General features: G+C 61.6%; 13 protein-coding genes. 6 read left to right on the forward strand and 7 right to left on the reverse strand.

Annotation, left to right across the window (positions count from 1 at the left end; all coding sequences use genetic code 11):
* Positions 1–70 precede the first annotated feature (70 nt).
* Positions 71–1,546: a bifunctional ADP-dependent NAD(P)H-hydrate dehydratase/NAD(P)H-hydrate epimerase gene (locus ACTJKM_RS13055; protein ID WP_058328188.1), complete on the reverse strand. Its 1,476-nt coding sequence runs from the start codon at positions 1,544–1,546 to the stop codon at positions 71–73.
* Positions 1,547–1,890: 344 nt separating this feature from the next.
* On the opposite strand from ACTJKM_RS13055, the gene ACTJKM_RS13060 reads away from it, so the two are divergent.
* The 3 genes from ACTJKM_RS13060 to hspQ all read left to right on the forward strand — a co-directional run bounded on the left by ACTJKM_RS13060 (position 1,891) and on the right by hspQ (position 4,325).
* Positions 1,891–2,229 carry a P-II family nitrogen regulator gene (locus ACTJKM_RS13060; protein WP_003528058.1) on the forward strand — a complete coding sequence of 113 codons (339 nt, stop codon included), beginning with the start codon at positions 1,891–1,893 and terminating at the stop codon, positions 2,227–2,229.
* Between the two features lie 64 nt (positions 2,230–2,293).
* On the forward strand, positions 2,294–3,703 hold the full coding sequence (gene glnA / locus ACTJKM_RS13065) for a type I glutamate--ammonia ligase (RefSeq protein WP_057255946.1): 1,410 nt from the start codon (positions 2,294–2,296) through the stop codon (positions 3,701–3,703).
* 292 nt (positions 3,704–3,995) lie between these two features.
* Positions 3,996–4,325 (forward strand): heat shock protein HspQ, encoded by a 330-nt coding sequence (gene hspQ / locus ACTJKM_RS13070; protein WP_057255944.1) that lies wholly within the window; start codon positions 3,996–3,998, stop codon positions 4,323–4,325.
* 76 nt (positions 4,326–4,401) lie between these two features.
* Here the strand turns inward: hspQ and ACTJKM_RS13075 are convergent, their stop codons facing one another.
* Positions 4,402–5,031 carry an invasion associated locus B family protein gene (locus tag ACTJKM_RS13075; protein ID WP_058328187.1) on the reverse strand — a complete coding sequence of 210 codons (630 nt, stop codon included), beginning with the start codon at positions 5,029–5,031 and terminating at the stop codon, positions 4,402–4,404.
* 307 nt (positions 5,032–5,338) lie between these two features.
* Between ACTJKM_RS13075 and ACTJKM_RS13080 the strand changes: the two genes are divergently transcribed.
* Positions 5,339–7,120, forward strand: a complete 1,782-nt coding sequence (locus ACTJKM_RS13080) for an extracellular solute-binding protein (RefSeq protein WP_058328299.1) — start codon at positions 5,339–5,341, stop codon at positions 7,118–7,120.
* A 90-nt stretch (positions 7,121–7,210) separates the two neighbouring features.
* The gene (locus ACTJKM_RS13085; protein WP_058322468.1) at positions 7,211–7,873 is read left to right on the forward strand and encodes a DsbA family oxidoreductase; all 663 of its coding nucleotides are present in this window, start codon (positions 7,211–7,213) and stop codon (positions 7,871–7,873) included.
* A gap of 52 nt (positions 7,874–7,925) precedes the next feature.
* Here ACTJKM_RS13085 and mfd read toward each other — a convergent pair whose 3' ends face one another.
* Positions 7,926–11,429 (reverse strand): transcription-repair coupling factor, encoded by a 3,504-nt coding sequence (mfd, locus tag ACTJKM_RS13090; protein WP_058328298.1) that lies wholly within the window; start codon positions 11,427–11,429, stop codon positions 7,926–7,928.
* Between the two features lie 7 nt (positions 11,430–11,436).
* Positions 11,437–11,742 carry an FAD assembly factor SdhE gene (locus ACTJKM_RS13095; protein WP_058328186.1) on the reverse strand — a complete coding sequence of 102 codons (306 nt, stop codon included), beginning with the start codon at positions 11,740–11,742 and terminating at the stop codon, positions 11,437–11,439.
* A 330-nt stretch (positions 11,743–12,072) separates the two neighbouring features.
* Between ACTJKM_RS13095 and recG the strand changes: the two genes are divergently transcribed.
* A complete protein-coding gene (recG, locus tag ACTJKM_RS13100) occupies positions 12,073–14,178 on the forward strand; it encodes an ATP-dependent DNA helicase RecG (protein ID WP_058328185.1) in 2,106 nt (701 codons plus the stop codon).
* A gap of 47 nt (positions 14,179–14,225) precedes the next feature.
* Here the strand turns inward: recG and ACTJKM_RS13105 are convergent, their stop codons facing one another.
* From ACTJKM_RS13105 to ACTJKM_RS13115, 3 genes are all read right to left on the reverse strand, one after another.
* Positions 14,226–14,915 carry a DUF502 domain-containing protein gene (locus ACTJKM_RS13105; protein ID WP_058322465.1) on the reverse strand — a complete coding sequence of 230 codons (690 nt, stop codon included), beginning with the start codon at positions 14,913–14,915 and terminating at the stop codon, positions 14,226–14,228.
* An 18-nt stretch (positions 14,916–14,933) separates the two neighbouring features.
* Positions 14,934–15,431 carry a GNAT family N-acetyltransferase gene (locus ACTJKM_RS13110; protein WP_058322498.1) on the reverse strand — a complete coding sequence of 166 codons (498 nt, stop codon included), beginning with the start codon at positions 15,429–15,431 and terminating at the stop codon, positions 14,934–14,936.
* The coding region (locus ACTJKM_RS13115; protein WP_440660453.1) for an SIS domain-containing protein at positions 15,431–15,757 on the reverse strand (327 nt) is incomplete at its 5' end. The genes ACTJKM_RS13115 and ACTJKM_RS13110, both read right to left, overlap by 1 nt.

Consider the following 15,757-nt stretch of genomic DNA (forward strand, 5'->3'; position numbering starts at 1 on the left):
AAACAGGCAAAAGCGCCTCGAGCGGTCCCTTCCATGAAGTCCGGCTGCTCGAGGCGTTGCATTTCCGGCCTCACGCCATTGGCGGTATGACGCCAATCAATGTCTCGGCGGTGAGCCCCCGCCCCGCTTGGCTGCCGGCCGCGCCATGTCGCCACACGGCGGCCGCCGCTGCCTCGAAGGCCGGCATCCCTTGAGCAAGATGGGCGCCGATGATGCCGGCGAGAACGTCTCCCGAACCGGCCGTCGCCAGCCATGCTGGGGCATTGTTATTGACCACGGCCCGACCGTCCGGTGCAGCGATCACCGTGTCTGCTCCCTTGTAGACGATGACCGCATGGCTCTCGCGAGCCGCCTTCTGCGCCCTTTCGATCTTGGAGAGTGCGCCGTCGCCGGCAATTTGAGGAAAGAGGCGGGCGAACTCGCCCTCGTGCGGCGTCATGACCATCTGGCCCCCGCCTCTTGCAAGCGCGGCGAAGAGTTCGTCGCGGTTCGCCTGAAACGACGTGATCCCGTCTGCGTCGAGCACCAGCGACCGATCGCACAAAGCAAGCGCAAAGTCCCTCGCCTTCTTGCCGACACCGAAGCCGGGCCCGAGGACGAAGCTGCCCAAGCGACGATCCTGCAGCCATTTCGTCAGGTCTCGCTTACCTTCCACTTCGTTGACCATCACAGCGGTCAATTGCGACGCATTGATGCCGAGCGCAGCCTTTCCCGTTGCCACCGTGACCAGTCCGGCGCCGGCCGCGAGCCCTGCCGTGGCCGCCAGGCGCGCGGCCCCCGTTGCTTGCCGGTCGCCTGAAAAGACGACGAGGTGACCACGCCTGAACTTGTGCGTTGACGGCGCGAGATCTCCACCCCAGCCGGACCAGACCGTCGGCGAATTCAGACGCAGCGGGCCGGCCTCGGCCAGCACGATGCGCGGCGGGATTCCGATATCGAACACGTCGAGCGTTCCGCACAGGGATCGACCGGGCAAAAGCCAGTGGCCCGGCTTCGGCGCCATGAAGGTTACCGTGTGGCGGGCTGCGAAGGCGGCGCCACGGACTTCACCAGTCCGCCCATCGATGCCGCTCGGCAGATCGACCGCGATGACCGGGAGCCCGCTCGCGTTGATCCGTTCAATGGGCTGAACGACGTCCCCCGAGAGATCGCGCGAGAGCCCGGCCCCGAACAGCGCGTCGATGACGACATCGCCGGCCCGGAGTTCGATTGCGTCAAGCGACGCCACCGGTCCCTTCCATTCCGACCGTGCGCGTGCGGCGTCGCCTTGAAGTGCCGCGGGATTGCCGAGTGTAAAAACCGCGACATCCGCCCCACTTTCCGCAAGACCGCATGCCGCGACATAACCATCGCCGCCATTGTTGCCCGGCCCGCAGAGCACGAGGAAACGGAGGGCATCCGGGAAGTGTCGCAAGGCCGCCGCGGTCACGGCCAGGCCGGCATTGCGCATCAGCGTGAAGCTTTCGATGCCGGATTGGGCGGCCGCCTGATCGATCGCCGTCATTTCCGAGGGCGTGATCAACAAGTGCTGAAGTTCGGAGCGCATGTCGCAGACTTATCCACGCCCGGCGGCATGACGCAAGGCCTCACACCCAGCGCGCCATTTGCCCCATAATTATGCATTTGCACATATTTGTTGCTCAAATAACGTGCTTCACCCTGTTGATGACCGAAAGCATCGACCGATACCGGGCAACTTTCGATCGATAATCATAAAAATTAGGCAGATCCCAGCCAGGAAATGGCATGGAAACCCCGCAATCCGCGTCGCGGCAGTAGATTTTTTGTCGTTCTGACAGATTTTCGCAGAAAAACTGGCATGCAACGTGCATATTCAGGGCGAGCGGGCATGATCCTGCTTTAAAGGGAGAAGCGGAGAGACATTTTCTCATGAAAAAGATCGAAGCGATCATTAAGCCCTTCAAGCTCGACGAAGTGAAGGAAGCCCTTCAGGAAGTCGGCCTGCAGGGCATCACCGTCACGGAAGCCAAGGGCTTCGGGCGGCAGAAGGGTCACACGGAGCTGTATCGCGGCGCCGAATACGTGGTGGACTTTCTGCCGAAGGTTAAGGTCGAAGTCGTGCTGGCGGACGAAAACGCGGAGGCCGTCATCGAGGCGATCCGCAATGCCGCGCAAACCGGCCGCATTGGTGACGGAAAGATTTTCGTTTCCAATGTGGAAGAAGTCATCCGAATTCGCACGGGCGAAACCGGCCTCGACGCCATCTGATATCACGGGCCGTCCGGCCCGGTTCTTTTCAAACCTCGTCATCTCACACAGGGAATAACGGCAAATGACGACTGCAAGCGATATTCTGAAGCAAATCAAGGACAACGACGTCAAGTTCGTCGACCTGCGCTTTACCGATCCCAAGGGCAAGCTGCAGCACGTAACGATGGATGTGGTCTGCGTCGACGAAGACATGTTCGCCGATGGCGTCATGTTCGACGGCTCCTCGATTGGCGGCTGGAAGGCCATCAACGAGTCCGACATGGTGCTGATGCCCGATCCGGAAACAGCGCATATGGACCCGTTCTTCGCGCAGTCGACGATGGTCATCATCTGCGACATTCTCGATCCGGTTTCGGGCGAATCCTATAACCGCGACCCGCGCGGCACGGCCAAGAAGGCGGAAGCCTACCTCAAGGCATCGGGTATCGGCGACACCGTCTTCGTCGGCCCGGAAGCCGAATTCTTCGTCTTCGACGACGTCAAGTACAAGGCCGATCCGTACAACACCGGCTTCAAGCTCGACTCCTCGGAACTGCCGTCGAACGACGACACCGACTATGAGACCGGCAACCTCGGCCACCGCCCGCGCGTCAAGGGTGGCTATTTCCCGGTTCCGCCGATCGACAGCTGCCAGGACATGCGCTCGGAAATGCTGACGGTTCTGTCCGAAATGGGCGTAACGGTCGAAAAGCATCACCACGAAGTGGCCGCCGCCCAGCACGAGCTCGGCGTCAAGTTCGACGCGCTGGTGCGCAACGCCGACAAGATGCAGATCTACAAGTACGTCGTGCACCAAGTCGCCAACGCCTACGGCAAGACGGCAACCTTCATGCCGAAACCGATCTTCGGCGACAACGGTTCGGGCATGCACGTACACCTGTCGATCTGGAAGGACGGCAAGCCGACCTTCGCAGGCGACGAATATGCCGGCCTGTCGGAAACCTGCCTCTACTTCATCGGCGGCATCATCAAGCACGCCAAGTCGCTGAATGCCTTCACCAACCCGTCGACGAACTCCTACAAGCGTCTCGTCCCGGGCTACGAAGCACCGGTTCTGCTCGCCTATTCGGCACGCAACCGCTCGGCTTCCTGCCGCATTCCGTTCGGCACGAACCCGAAGGCCAAGCGCGTTGAAGTCCGCTTCCCGGACCCGACCGCGAACCCCTACCTCGCCTTCGCAGCCATGCTGATGGCCGGCCTCGACGGCATCAAGAACAAGCTGCATCCGGGCAAGGCCATGGACAAGGACCTCTACGACCTGCCGCCGAAGGAGCTGAAGAAGATCCCGACGGTTTGCGGCTCGCTGCGCGAAGCGCTCGAAAGCCTCGACAAGGACCGCAAGTACCTGACGGCCGGCGGCGTGTTCGACGACGACCAGATCGATTCCTTCATCGAACTGAAGATGCAGGAAGTGATGCGCTTCGAAATGACGCCGCATCCGGTCGAGTACGACATGTACTACTCGGTCTAAGACCATGCAGGCCGGTAGCAACACCTCTTCCGGCTAAGCACCCAATGCAGAAGGCCGGCGCCTCGCTCGAGGTCGCCGGCCTTTCTTTTTCGACTGATGCTCGCGCTCGTGGAAACGCCGCACCTTTGCGGTGGGCGGCACGCTTTGCCGAATTGTGTGATATTATGTTGACGGCAACTTGTGCGCGTCTATCTCAGCTAGCGCGATTGTCCAGCGCCGGGCGGAAGGGAGATCCCTATTGATGTTTTGGGTTCGCCAACCCAGATAATCTCCTGAAAGGATGTGTTGCGTCATGAAACAAAGAAACGCCAAATTCGAGATCGGACAGGTGGTTCGCCATCGGATTTTCCCGTTCCGAGGCGTCATTTTCGACGTCGATCCGGAATACGCCAACACCGAAGAATGGTGGAACGCCATTCCGCAGGAGATCCGCCCGAGCAAGGATCAACCCTTCTACCATCTGTTCGCCGAAAACGACGATAGCGAGTATGTCGCCTACGTTTCCGAGCAGAACCTGGAGTTCGACGACAGCGACCGGCCGATGCGCCACGCCCAAGTCGATGCCCTGTTCGACAAGGACGGCGTCGGCCACTACAGGCCCAAGGCGGCTTTCCGTCACTAGGGCTTTTCGCCCCGGACAAATAAAAACGCCCGGACGCTAGGTCCGGGCGTTTCTTTTAGGGATAGCGAGAGATCGCTTAGTTCTTCTTGGCAGCCTTCTGGGCTTCTTCGAGCTTCTTGCGGGCGTCTTCCGCCTTCTTCTGCATTTCTTCCTGCAGAAGGCGCTGACGCTCTTCGAGCTGCGACTGCTCGATCGGCTCGCCGTCGAAGATACCGGTGAAGCCCGTGAGGGCCATCTTGATCGGGTTCGGAGCGCGCTGGAAGTTGACCGAGGTGAAGACCACCTCGTTGCCCTTCTTCAGGCTGGCGATCAGCTGGTCGGACAGCGGCGCTTCGGCGACGCACTTGTCCGGCATGCAGATTGCGTAGTCGAGCTTCACCGGCTTGCCGCCGTCGATCTGCATCTGGACGCCCGTCGGGATGAGGCGTGCGGACGGTACGGAAACCTGCAGGACCTTGCGGTTGACCTTGCCGCTTACGGTGATGAGGCCGACAGCAGTCACGAGCTGGCCGTTGTTTGCGGTCAGGAGGTTCTGGACGATGCAGACGTCATTGTCTTCCTGCTTGGTGCAGATCTTGAACCAGCCCTGCGGCGGCTTGCCACCCGCCTGCTGGGCGGATGCAACACTCGGTACGCCCGCAGCAGCTACAGAGAGCGCCAGCGCTACCATACCCGAGCGTTTGGTAAAATTCGACTTGAAGATCATTGTGATTCCGTCTCCTGAAATCCGGTAACGGAACAGTTCGTTCCGCAGGTGAGTATCGTCAGCCGCCGTTGTCCTGTTGGCCAAATAAGGCAAATGCATGACCCCGTTTCCGGAAACACCTGTTACATTGGCTCGCTTCGATTATCCAGTGTTTCCTGTCATTTTTTGACTTACTACTGGGCGGAATTTGGGCGGCTGATCGGTTGGATTCATCGGTCTCCATTGGTAACGTTCAGGGAATCGGCCTGTTGATACCCCTTCACGGGAGGTGACTTTGCGTGCATTTCTTTCCGGTCTGGCTTTGCTCATGACCGTCACTTCGTTCGGCAATGGTGCGGTAGCCGCGCCCGTGCATGCCATTGCCATGCACGGCGAGCCGGCGCTGCCGGCCGATTTCAAGAACTTCCCCTACGTCAATCCGAACGTGAAAAAGGGCGGGAAGATCGCCTACGGCGTCGTCGGCAGCTTCGACAGCCTCAATCCCTTCATTCTGAAAAGCATGCGCACGACAGCGCGCGGCATGTGGGACCCGGAATACGGCAACCTCGTCTACGAATCGCTGATGCAGCGCTCGCGCGACGAAGCCTTCACCATGTACGGCCTGCTCGCCGAATCGGCTGAATGGGATGACGACCGGACCTTCATCCAGTTCAACCTCAACCCCAACGCCCGCTGGGCCGATGGGCAGCCGGTCACCGCTGAAGACGTGATCTTCAGCTTCGAACTGATGCGCGACAAGGGACGTGTCCCCTTCAGCAACCGCCTGGCCAAGGTGGCGAAGATGGAGAAGGTCGGTGACCGCAGCGTACGCTTCACCTTCACCGAAGAAGCCGACCGCGAGCTTCCGCTGCTGCTCGGCCTCTCGCCGGTCCTGCCGAAACACGCCATCGACGTTGCAAGCTTCGACCAGACGAGCTTGAAACCGCCGCTCGGCTCCGGCCCCTATCGTGTCGCTGAAGTGAAGCCCGGCGAACGCATCGTCTACAAGAGAAACCCGGATTACTGGGCGAAGGACCTGCCGTCGAAGGTCGGCCAAGATAATTACGACGAAATCTCGGTCGAATACTTCCTCCAGGAAAATTCGCTGTTCGAGGCGTTCAAGAAGGGCGAGATCGACATCTATCCGGAAGGCAGCGCCACCAAGTGGGCACGCGGCTACGATTTCCCCGCTGTCCGCTCCGGCGAAGTCGTCAAGGAAACCTTCAAGCCGAAAACGCCCTCGGGCATGCTCGGCATCGTGTTCAATACCCGCAAGCCGATGTTCGACAATCTCAAGCTCCGCCAGGGTCTGGCGCTGGTGTTCGACTTCGAGTGGGTCAACAAGAACCTCTTCGATGGTGCCTATACGCGCACCCAGAGCTATTGGCAGAACTCGACGCTGAGTTTCCTCGGCGCACCGGCAGACGACCGTGAACTCGGCCTCATCGGCGATGCGCGCGATCGCATCAATCCGGCAATCCTCGATGGCACCTACCGGCTGCCGGTGACCGACGCCTCCGGGCGTGATCGCAACGTGCTGCGCGTCGCCGTCTCGCTGATGCGAGAGGCGGGCTTCCAGATCAAGGACGGCAAGATGGTGGACGCCAAGGGCGCGCCGCTCGCCTTCGAGATCATGAGCCAGAACGCGGGCCAGGAAAAGATCGCCCTCGCCTACCAGCGCTTCCTCGCGCCGCTGGGCATCCAGGTGTCGGTGCGCACCGTCGACGATTCGCAATACCAGCAGCGCAGCCAGTCCTTCGACTATGACGTGATCATCAAGTCCTTCCCGTCGACGTTGTCACCCGGCATCGAACAGGCCGGGCGCTGGTCCTCCCAGGCCAGGGATCGGCAGGGCAGCGACAACTTTGCCGGCGTTGCCGACAAGGATGTCGACCGCATGATCAACAATATTCTCCAGGCCCGCACGACCGAGGATTTCACGGCTGCCGTGCGCGCCCACGACCGGCTGCTGATCAACAATTCCTACCTGGTTCCGCTCTATCATCTGGACGCACAGTGGGTGGCCCGGCGCAAGCATATCGGCCGCCCCGATGTGTTGCCGCTTTATGGCTATCAGCTTCCGGCCTGGTGGGATCAAAACGCCCAATAGAGGGTTGGTTCCCTTTTGGTAACGCATTGAAAGCCGGATAAAACCGGCTTATCTCGCCGACATACCAAAACAAGGAAAGGCACCCGCACCATGCAAACCGTCAGCATCGATATCGTCTCGGACGTCGTCTGCCCCTGGTGCTATCTGGGCAAGGCAAGGCTGGATCAGGCGATCGCCAATGTCCCGGACGTGCTCGTCACCGTCAACTGGCGTCCCTATCAGCTCAATCCCGACCTGCCGCCGGAAGGCGTCGACCACAAGCAGCACCTGGCGGCAAAGCTCGGCGGTCAGGCGGCCGTCGATCGCGCCCATGATATGCTGCGCGAACTCGGAAACGCCGAGGGCATCGCCTTCGACTTTGACGCCGTGAAGATCAGCCCGAACACGCTCGACGCGCATCGGCTCGTCCGCTGGGCTGCAACCAACGGCGAGGCAGCGCAGACGGCCGTCGTCGGCATGTTATTCAAGGCGAACTTCGAGGAGGGCCGAAATGTCGGCGATCACGCCGTGCTGCTGGATATCGCCGAGAAGGCCGGTCTCGACCGTCCCGTCATCGCTGCGCTGCTGACCTCCGACGCCGATAAGGACGCGGTCAAGGAAGAGGTCGGCATGGCCCGCGAGATGGGCGTGACCGGTGTCCCCTGCTTCATCCTCGAAGGGCAATATGCCGTGATGGGAGCGCAATCCGTCGACGTGTTGACGAATGCGCTGCGCGAAATCGCAGAGATGAAGGCAAGCGGCAAGCCGAACTGATCCGCTGCTGGCGCTGCCGCATCACGCGGCAGCGCTCGATGCCTGGCATAGACTATTTCGCCAACCCGGCGAGCTGCGTCATCACCATCGCAGCGCCCGAAAGACGCTTCTCCGGCGTTGCCAGTTCCCTTTGGAAGAAGATGCTGTGGTCCGGCCGGATCTTCGCAAGCGTACCCTGCTTGGCGATGTAACCGACGAGTGCGGCCGGGTTCGGGAACTCCTTGTTGCGGAACTGCACGACGACACCCTTCGGCCCGGCATCGAGCTTCTCGACATTCGCCGTACGGCACAGCGACTTGATGTAGACGATCTTCAAGAGGTGCTGCACCTCGATCGGCAACGGGCCGAAGCGGTCGATCATCTCGGCGCCGAAGCCGTCGATCTCCTTGAGATCCGTCAGTTCGCCGAGGCGGCGATAGAGACCGAGCCTCAAATGCAGATCCGGCACATAGTGTTCCGGGATCATGACCGGGGTTCCGACCGAGATCTGCGGCGACCAACCGGTATCGTGGATTTCTTCTTCACCCTTGAGCTCGGCGACCGCTTCTTCCAGCATCTGCTGGTAGAGCTCGAAGCCGACCTCCTTGATATGGCCCGACTGTTCCTCGCCGAGCAGGTTGCCGGCGCCGCGGATATCGAGGTCGTGGCTCGCCAGCTGGAAGCCGGCACCGAGCGTGTCGAGCGACTGCAGCACCTTCAGCCGTCGTTCGGCGGTTCCCGTCAGCGTCTTGTTGACCGGCAGGGTGAACAGCGCGAAGGCGCGCACCTTCGAGCGACCGACGCGGCCGCGCAGCTGGTAGAGCTGGGCAAGTCCGAACATGTCGGCGCGGTGCACGATCAGCGTATTGGCCGTCGGGACGTCGAGACCGGATTCGACGATCGTCGTCGACAGCAGCACGTCGTAACGCCCGTCATAGAAGGCGTTCATGATGTCTTCGAGCTCGGTTGCCGGCATCTGGCCGTGAGCAACCGCCACCTTCAGCTCCGGAACGTCGGATTTCAGGAAGTCGTGGATCTCCGAGAGGTCACTCAGGCGCGGGCAGACGTAGAAGCTCTGGCCGCCGCGATAGTGCTCACGCATCAGCGTTTCGCGGATCACCAGCGCATCGAAGGGAGAAATGAAGGTGCGAACCGCCATGCGGTCGACCGGCGGCGTGGTGATCAGCGACAGTTCGCGCACGCCGGTTAGCGCCAGTTGCAGCGTGCGCGGGATCGGCGTTGCCGAAAGCGTCAGCACGTGGACATCCGACTTCAGCTCCTTCAGCCGCTCCTTGTGCTTGACGCCAAAGTGCTGCTCTTCGTCGATGATCAGAAGGCCGAGATTGGCGAAGTTGACCGACGTGCCAAGCAGCGCGTGAGTGCCGACGACGACGTCGGTCTTTCCGTCCGCCACCTCCTTCTTGGTCAACGCCAACTCCTTCGATCCAACGAGGCGGGATGCCTGCTGGATGCGGATCGGCAGACCGCGGAAACGCTCGGAGAAGGTCTTGAAATGCTGGCGCGCCAGCAGCGTCGTCGGCACGACGACGGCGACCTGTACGCCGTTCATCGCCGCGATAAAGGCGGCACGCAGCGCGACTTCCGTCTTGCCGAAGCCGACGTCGCCGCAGACGAGGCGGTCCATCGGGCGGCCGCTGCCGAGATCGTCGCGCACGGCCTCGATCGAGTTCAGCTGGTCCTCGGTCTCGTCATAGGGGAAGCGCGCGGCGAATTCGTCATAGACGCCATCCTGAGCGGCAAGAACCGGCGCCCGACGCGTGTGGCGTTCGGCGGCGATGCGGATGAGACCGCCTGCCATGTCCAGCAGGCGCTTCTTGAGCTTGGCCTTGCGTGCCTGCCAGGCAACGCCACCAAGCTTGTCGAGGATCGCATCGGTCCCTTCTGCTCCATAGCGCGACAGAAGCTCGATGTTTTCGACCGGCAGGAACAGCTTGGCATTGTCGGCATAGACGAGCTCGAGGCAATCATGCGGTGCGCCGACGGCTTCGATGGTGCGCAAGCCGACAAACCGGCCAATGCCGTGTTCGGCATGCACGACGTAACTGCCCTCGTCGAGGCCCGCGACTTCGGCGATGAAGTCGGCCCCGCGCTTGCGGCGCCTCGAACGACGTACCATGCGGTCGCCCAGGATATCCTGTTCGCCTATGATCACGAGATCACCTGTCTCGAAACCGGCCTCGATGCTGAGGACGGTCGATCCCGCCTCGCCCGGCTTCAGGCTCTTGACCTCGGCCAGCGCCTTGATCGGCTTGATGTTGCCGAGTCCGTGCTCGGCAAGCACCTGCAACAGGCGGTCCAGCGATCCCTCGCTCCAGCCCGAAATGACCACCTTGGCGCCCTTCGAGCGCCGCTCGGCAATGTACTTGACCGCCTGGTCGAAGACGTTGACGCGTTCGCTGTCCGTCTCGCCCTCGCCGGCCGACTTGGCCCAGCGCATGCCCTGGCGCGCGTCGACCGATATCACCTGCCGGGCCTCGCCTTCATGCTCGTTGAACGGCGACAGACGAATGGCGTCGCGCGAGGTCAGTGCAGCATTGAAGCCCTGCGAATTCAGATAGAGCAGTTCCGGCGGAACCGGCTTATAGGGCGTGCCCTGGGTCGTCTGCGACTTGCCGGGAGAGGCCGATGCCAGACGGGCATCGTAATAGTCGAGAATGAGCTTCGAGCGTTCGGCCGCAGCTTCGCGCGCCAGATGATCCGTGACGATGCGGAAACCATGGAGATAGTCGAAGACCGTCTCCAGCCCGTCATAAAAGAGCGGCAGCCAATGCTCCATGCCGGCGTAGCGCCGCCCTTCGGATACGGCCTGGTAGAGCGCATCGTCGCGGGTCGTCGCGCCGAAAAGCGACAGATACTGCTTGCGGAAATGGCTGATCGTCTCCGGCGTCAGCGATACCTCGCTCATCGGGTTGAGATCGAGGGAGCGGACCTGGCCGGTGGTGCGCTGGCTTGCGGGATCGAAGGAGCGGATGGACTCCAACGTATCGCCGAAGAAGTCGAGGCGCAGCGGCTCGCCGCTGCCGGGCACGAAGACATCGAGGATGCCGCCACGCACGGCATATTCACCGACTTCGCGCACCGTCGCGACCCGCTCGAAACCATTGCGCTCGAGCCGCATCGCGATGTCATCCATGCGCACCTGGTTGCCCGGGCGGGCCGAAAACGCCAGACTCTCGATCACATTCTGCGGCGAGATCTTCTGCAGGGCAGCGTTGACCGTCACCAGCACGATCGCTGCATGCGGTTTCTTCTTGTGCGCGATGAGCGCACTGAGCGCCGCGAGACGCCGCGCTGACGTGTCGGCGCTTGGCGACACGCGGTCATAGGGAAGGCAGTCCCAGCCCGGTAGTGTCAGCACCGGAATATCCGGCGCCACGAAGCCGAGAACCTGCTCAAGATCCGCGATCCGTTGACCATCCGAGAGAATATAGGCGACCGGCTGGCCCGCCCGCGCGAGCTCCGCGAGAACCAGTGCCTCGGCGCCGGCGGGAACCGGGCCGATCGTGATCTCTCGTTGTGCTTCGACAATCTTCTTCGGATCAAGGCCAACCAGCATCATCGCTCTATTTCATCCCTTCGGGAAGCTTGTCGAAATCCGGACGATAGGCGGCAATGCGCTCGAACATCGGCGTCTGATAGCGAGCGGGCAGAGGTTGTTCACCGGTGATCCACCTGACGAGATCATTGTCCTCTTCGCGCATGATCGTCTCGAGTTCATCGAGCTCCACTTCGGAAAGCACCGAAAGCTCGGCCTCTGCAAACTGCCCGAGGATCAGGTCCATCTCGCGGATGCCGCGATGCCAGGCGCGGAACAGGATCCGCCGTCGCCGCGGATCGAGATCGGCGCTGGTGCGTGAGATGCCAGTCATGGAAATTCCTTCCTGCCGCCCGCTACCCGCGCCGCGCGTCTTCCAAGGCGCACGAAAGTCGCTGTAGCACTTTAGATTGCTGCATGTTTTTGCCCCTAAACCGGATTGGATTTAGGGAGAAAGGAAACATGCAGGAGAGCGCCGCGCATTCGGACGAACACGCGAGGGACGCTCCAGCGCTTTGATTCCAGAGCACCTTGTCGCCTTCAGTGATACCACTTGAAAGCGGGACGCTCTAGGCTACGGTTTGTCGTCAATGGGCTCTATAAACTCTGAATTGGTGATTGTCAGCCTTGCCAAAGCCCGATTTATCATCGCAATTTCATCACCATGCGTCCCGCCCTGCTCGACCCGCTCTTCTCACCGCTCGACACGCTTCCCGGCATCGGCCCGAAGATCGGCGAGCTCTATGCCAAGCTGCTCGGCCGCGAAACGATCGAGGATTGCCGTGTCGTCGATCTTGTCTTCCATGCGCCGCATTCGCTGATCGACCGTCGCCAGCAGCCCGGCATTGCCCATGCGCCGCAAGGGGTAATCGTCACCATTACCGGCCGGGTCGATCGCCATCAGCCACCGCCGCGCGGCAAACCAAACCTGCCCTACCGCGTCTTCCTGCATGACGAATCCGGCGAACTGGCGCTCACCTACTTCCGGGTCAAAGGCAATTGGCTGGAGAAATCGCTGCCGGTGGATGAGACGGTGATCGTCAGCGGCAAGGTCGACTGGTTCAACGGCCGGCCTTCGATGGTCCATCCGGACTACACGGTCCGCGCAAGCGAGGCGGAAAACCTGCCGCTGGTCGAACCGGTCTATGGTCTGACCGCCGGACTTTCGCCCCGGACCTTGCGCAAGTCGATCGAGGCGGCCGTCGCCCGCGTCCCGGAAATGCCGGAATGGGGGGACGATGCGCTGCTCGCCAAGCAGGGCTTCGCCAGTGTGGCCGAGAGTTTCCGAGCGCTGCATGATCCCCGGGACGCAACGGATATCGATCCCCAGGCACCCGCGCGCCGCCGCCTGGCGTATGACGAATTTCTTGCCGGGCAACTGTCATTGGCACTGGTCCGACAACGTCTGCGCAAGGTCGCAGGCATTCCGGTCCATGCTACCGGCGCGCTCTCCCGCCCGGTCATCGACGCCCTTCCCTTTTCGCTGACGGCGAGCCAGTCCACGGCTATTGCCGATATCCTCAAGGACATGGCAGGCACCGAACGCATGCTGCGGCTGCTGCAGGGCGACGTCGGCTCCGGCAAGACGATGGCGGCGCTGATGGCGATGCTCGCAGCGGTCGAATCCGGCGGCCAGGCCGTGCTGATGGCACCGACGGAAATCCTTGCCCGGCAACACCATGCGACCCTTGCCAGGATGGCCGCTCCGGCCGGCATCACGATTGACGTCCTGACCGGCCGCACCAAGGGCAAGGAACGCGATGCCATTCTTGATCGCATCGCATCCGGCGAGACGCGGATGGTGATCGGCACGCACGCACTTTTCCAGGATACGGTGAACTATAAAGAATTGACGCTGGCGGTGGTGGACGAACAGCATCGCTTCGGCGTTCACCAGCGTCTGCGCCTGACCGCCAAGGGAATCTCGCCGCATATGCTCGTCATGACGGCAACCCCGATCCCGCGTACGTTGGTGCTCGCGGCCTTTGGCGACATGGATGTCTCGAAGCTCACTGAGAAGCCTGCCGGGCGTAAGCCGATCCAGACCGTGACGATCCCGACGGAGCGTACCGGCGATATCGTCGATCGGCTGGATGCAGCGCTTCGCGAAGGCAAGAAGGCCTATTGGATCTGCCCGCTTGTCGAGGAGTCGGAAGCAGTCGACGTCATGTCGGCGGAAGAGAGGTACGAAGGCCTCGCCAAACGCTTCGGCAACACTGTCGGCCTCGTACACGGTCGCATGAATGGGGCGGAGAAAGATGCCGTCATGCTCGCCTTCAAGAATGGCGAGATCCGCTTGCTGGTCGCCACCACCGTCGTGGAAGTCGGCGTCGACGTGCCCGATGCGACGATCATGGTGATCGAACACGCGGAACGCTTCGGCCTTGCCCAGCTTCATCAATTGCGCGGCCGCGTTGGCCGGGGCGATGAGGCTTCGACCTGCATCCTGCTCTACAAGGGACCGCTCAGCGAAAATGGCCGATCACGGCTCTCGATCCTGCGCGACAGCGAGGACGGCTTCCTGATCGCCGAGGAAGATCTGAAGCTGCGCGGCGAAGGCGAGTTGCTCGGCACGCGCCAGTCGGGCACGCCGGGCTTCCGCATCGCCAGCCTGGAAGCCCATGGCGACCTGTTGGAAATCGCGCGGAAGGACGCCGCCTATGTCATCGAGCGCGACCCGGACCTGACGTCGGAACGCGGTGAAGCACTCCGGACGCTGCTCTATCTCTACCGACGCGACGAGGCGATCCGCTTCCTGCGCGCCGGCTAGAGGCGAGAAAGCGTGAGCCGGTTTCCGTCCCGAAGTGTGCCTCGATGTCAGGCGGTTTTCTGCTGGCTGATTTTCAGCGGCGCGTTGGCGAGCGGTTTGTAGTCCGGCGTCACCAAGCCGCCGGAAATCAGCAGCTTGGCTGCATCTTCCGCGCTCATCTCGAGCGGTATGATCTTGTCGCGCTCAACAAACAGCAGAAACCCGGCGGTGGGGATCGGAGTCGGCGGCAGGAAGACCGCCACCATATCCATGCCACGATCGTCGAACTTGGATGCGATCTCGCCCTTAACGTCGGTCGCGATGAACACGAGCGACCAAAGGCCGGGGCTCGGATACTCGATCAGCCCGGCCTTCTTGAAGGAGGACGACTGCTCCTGCAGCACCGTCTGGAAAATCTGTTTCGTGGATTTATAGATCGTACGGACGAGCGGCGTGCGATTGACCAGGGATTCGGCGAGATTGACGATCGACCGACCGACGAGGTTTGCGGTCATGAAGCCGACAAACGTGATCACGAAAATGGCAACGAGCAACCCGAAGCCGGGAATGGCGACGGGCGAATAGGTGTCCGGATTATAGAAATTCGGCAGATACGGCTTCACCCACCCATCGGCCCAATCGATAAACGTGCGCACGAGCCAAACGGTGATCGCCACCGGTGCGCAGACGATCAGGCCGGTCAGGAAATAGTTGCGCAGCCGGGTGCCGATATAGCCGCGTTTTGAGTGTTCCGTCATGCTTCTTCCGTCTTAACCTCACGCCACCCCAAAGGCCGGATGATAGGCGACCGTGCCAGCGGCCATCGCGCCGGAAAGAGCCAGCGCCATGAAATATTGCGGCGCACAACCGGGGAATACAAGAGCCGATTCGTTGCGGAAACCGAACTTTTGATAATAGGCCGGATCGCCGACGACGACGCAGCCAGAGGCACCCTCGGCACGCAGCCATTCGAGGCCCTCGCGGATCAACTGCCTGCCGATGCCCTGTGCCTGAACGTCCGGCTTGACCGACACAGGCCCAAGCCCGAACCAGCCGGATTCTGCCGGCGTCAGAGTGACGGGCGAGAAGGCGACGTGCCCAACAATCTCGTCGTTCATCTCGGCGACCAACGACACGTTCAGCGCCCCGGCTTCGCGCAGGCGTTCGATGATGAGGGGCTCGCTCTGATCACTGTGCGGATGCCCTTCGAAGGCGGCCGCGGTCACCTCGCGGATACCCTTCTCATCTCCTGGGCGCTCATGCCGGACGTAGATCACTCAACGGTCACCGATTTTGCGAGGTTGCGGGGCTGGTCGACGTCGGTGCCCATGAATACCGCCGTATGGTAGGCAAGCAACTGGATCGGCAGCGAGAAGATCATCGGCGCGATGATCTCGTCGACATTCGGCAGCACGATCGTTGCCATCGTTTCGAGCTTCGAGGCGGCAGCCCCCTTCTCATCGGTGATCAGGATGATCCGACCGCCGCGCGCGGCCACTTCCTGCATGTTGGAAACCGTCTTCTCATAGAAGCGGTCATGCGGCGCAATGACGATGACCGGCATGTTTTCGTCGATCAGCGCGATCGGTCCGTGCTTCAG

The sequence above is a fragment of the Ensifer sp. 22460 genome, from assembly GCF_052044935.1.
GTDB lineage: Bacteria > Pseudomonadota > Alphaproteobacteria > Rhizobiales > Rhizobiaceae > Ensifer.

What these genes read in the sequence shown, in the direction of transcription:
- ACTJKM_RS13055 (WP_058328188.1), bottom strand. Translation starts at nt 1,546, where the DNA reads ATGCGCTCCGAACTTCAGCACTTGTTGATCACGCCCTCGGAAATGACG.
- ACTJKM_RS13060 (WP_003528058.1), top strand. Translation starts at nt 1,891, where the DNA reads ATGAAAAAGATCGAAGCGATCATTAAGCCCTTCAAGCTCGACGAAGTG.
- glnA (WP_057255946.1), top strand. Translation starts at nt 2,294, where the DNA reads ATGACGACTGCAAGCGATATTCTGAAGCAAATCAAGGACAACGACGTC.
- hspQ (WP_057255944.1), top strand. Translation starts at nt 3,996, where the DNA reads ATGAAACAAAGAAACGCCAAATTCGAGATCGGACAGGTGGTTCGCCAT.
- ACTJKM_RS13075 (WP_058328187.1), bottom strand. Translation starts at nt 5,031, where the DNA reads ATGATCTTCAAGTCGAATTTTACCAAACGCTCGGGTATGGTAGCGCTG.
- ACTJKM_RS13080 (WP_058328299.1), top strand. Translation starts at nt 5,339, where the DNA reads ATGACCGTCACTTCGTTCGGCAATGGTGCGGTAGCCGCGCCCGTGCAT.
- ACTJKM_RS13085 (WP_058322468.1), top strand. Translation starts at nt 7,211, where the DNA reads ATGCAAACCGTCAGCATCGATATCGTCTCGGACGTCGTCTGCCCCTGG.
- mfd (WP_058328298.1), bottom strand. Translation starts at nt 11,429, where the DNA reads ATGCTGGTTGGCCTTGATCCGAAGAAGATTGTCGAAGCACAACGAGAG.
- ACTJKM_RS13095 (WP_058328186.1), bottom strand. Translation starts at nt 11,742, where the DNA reads ATGACTGGCATCTCACGCACCAGCGCCGATCTCGATCCGCGGCGACGG.
- recG (WP_058328185.1), top strand. Translation starts at nt 12,073, where the DNA reads ATGCGTCCCGCCCTGCTCGACCCGCTCTTCTCACCGCTCGACACGCTT.
- ACTJKM_RS13105 (WP_058322465.1), bottom strand. Translation starts at nt 14,915, where the DNA reads ATGACGGAACACTCAAAACGCGGCTATATCGGCACCCGGCTGCGCAAC.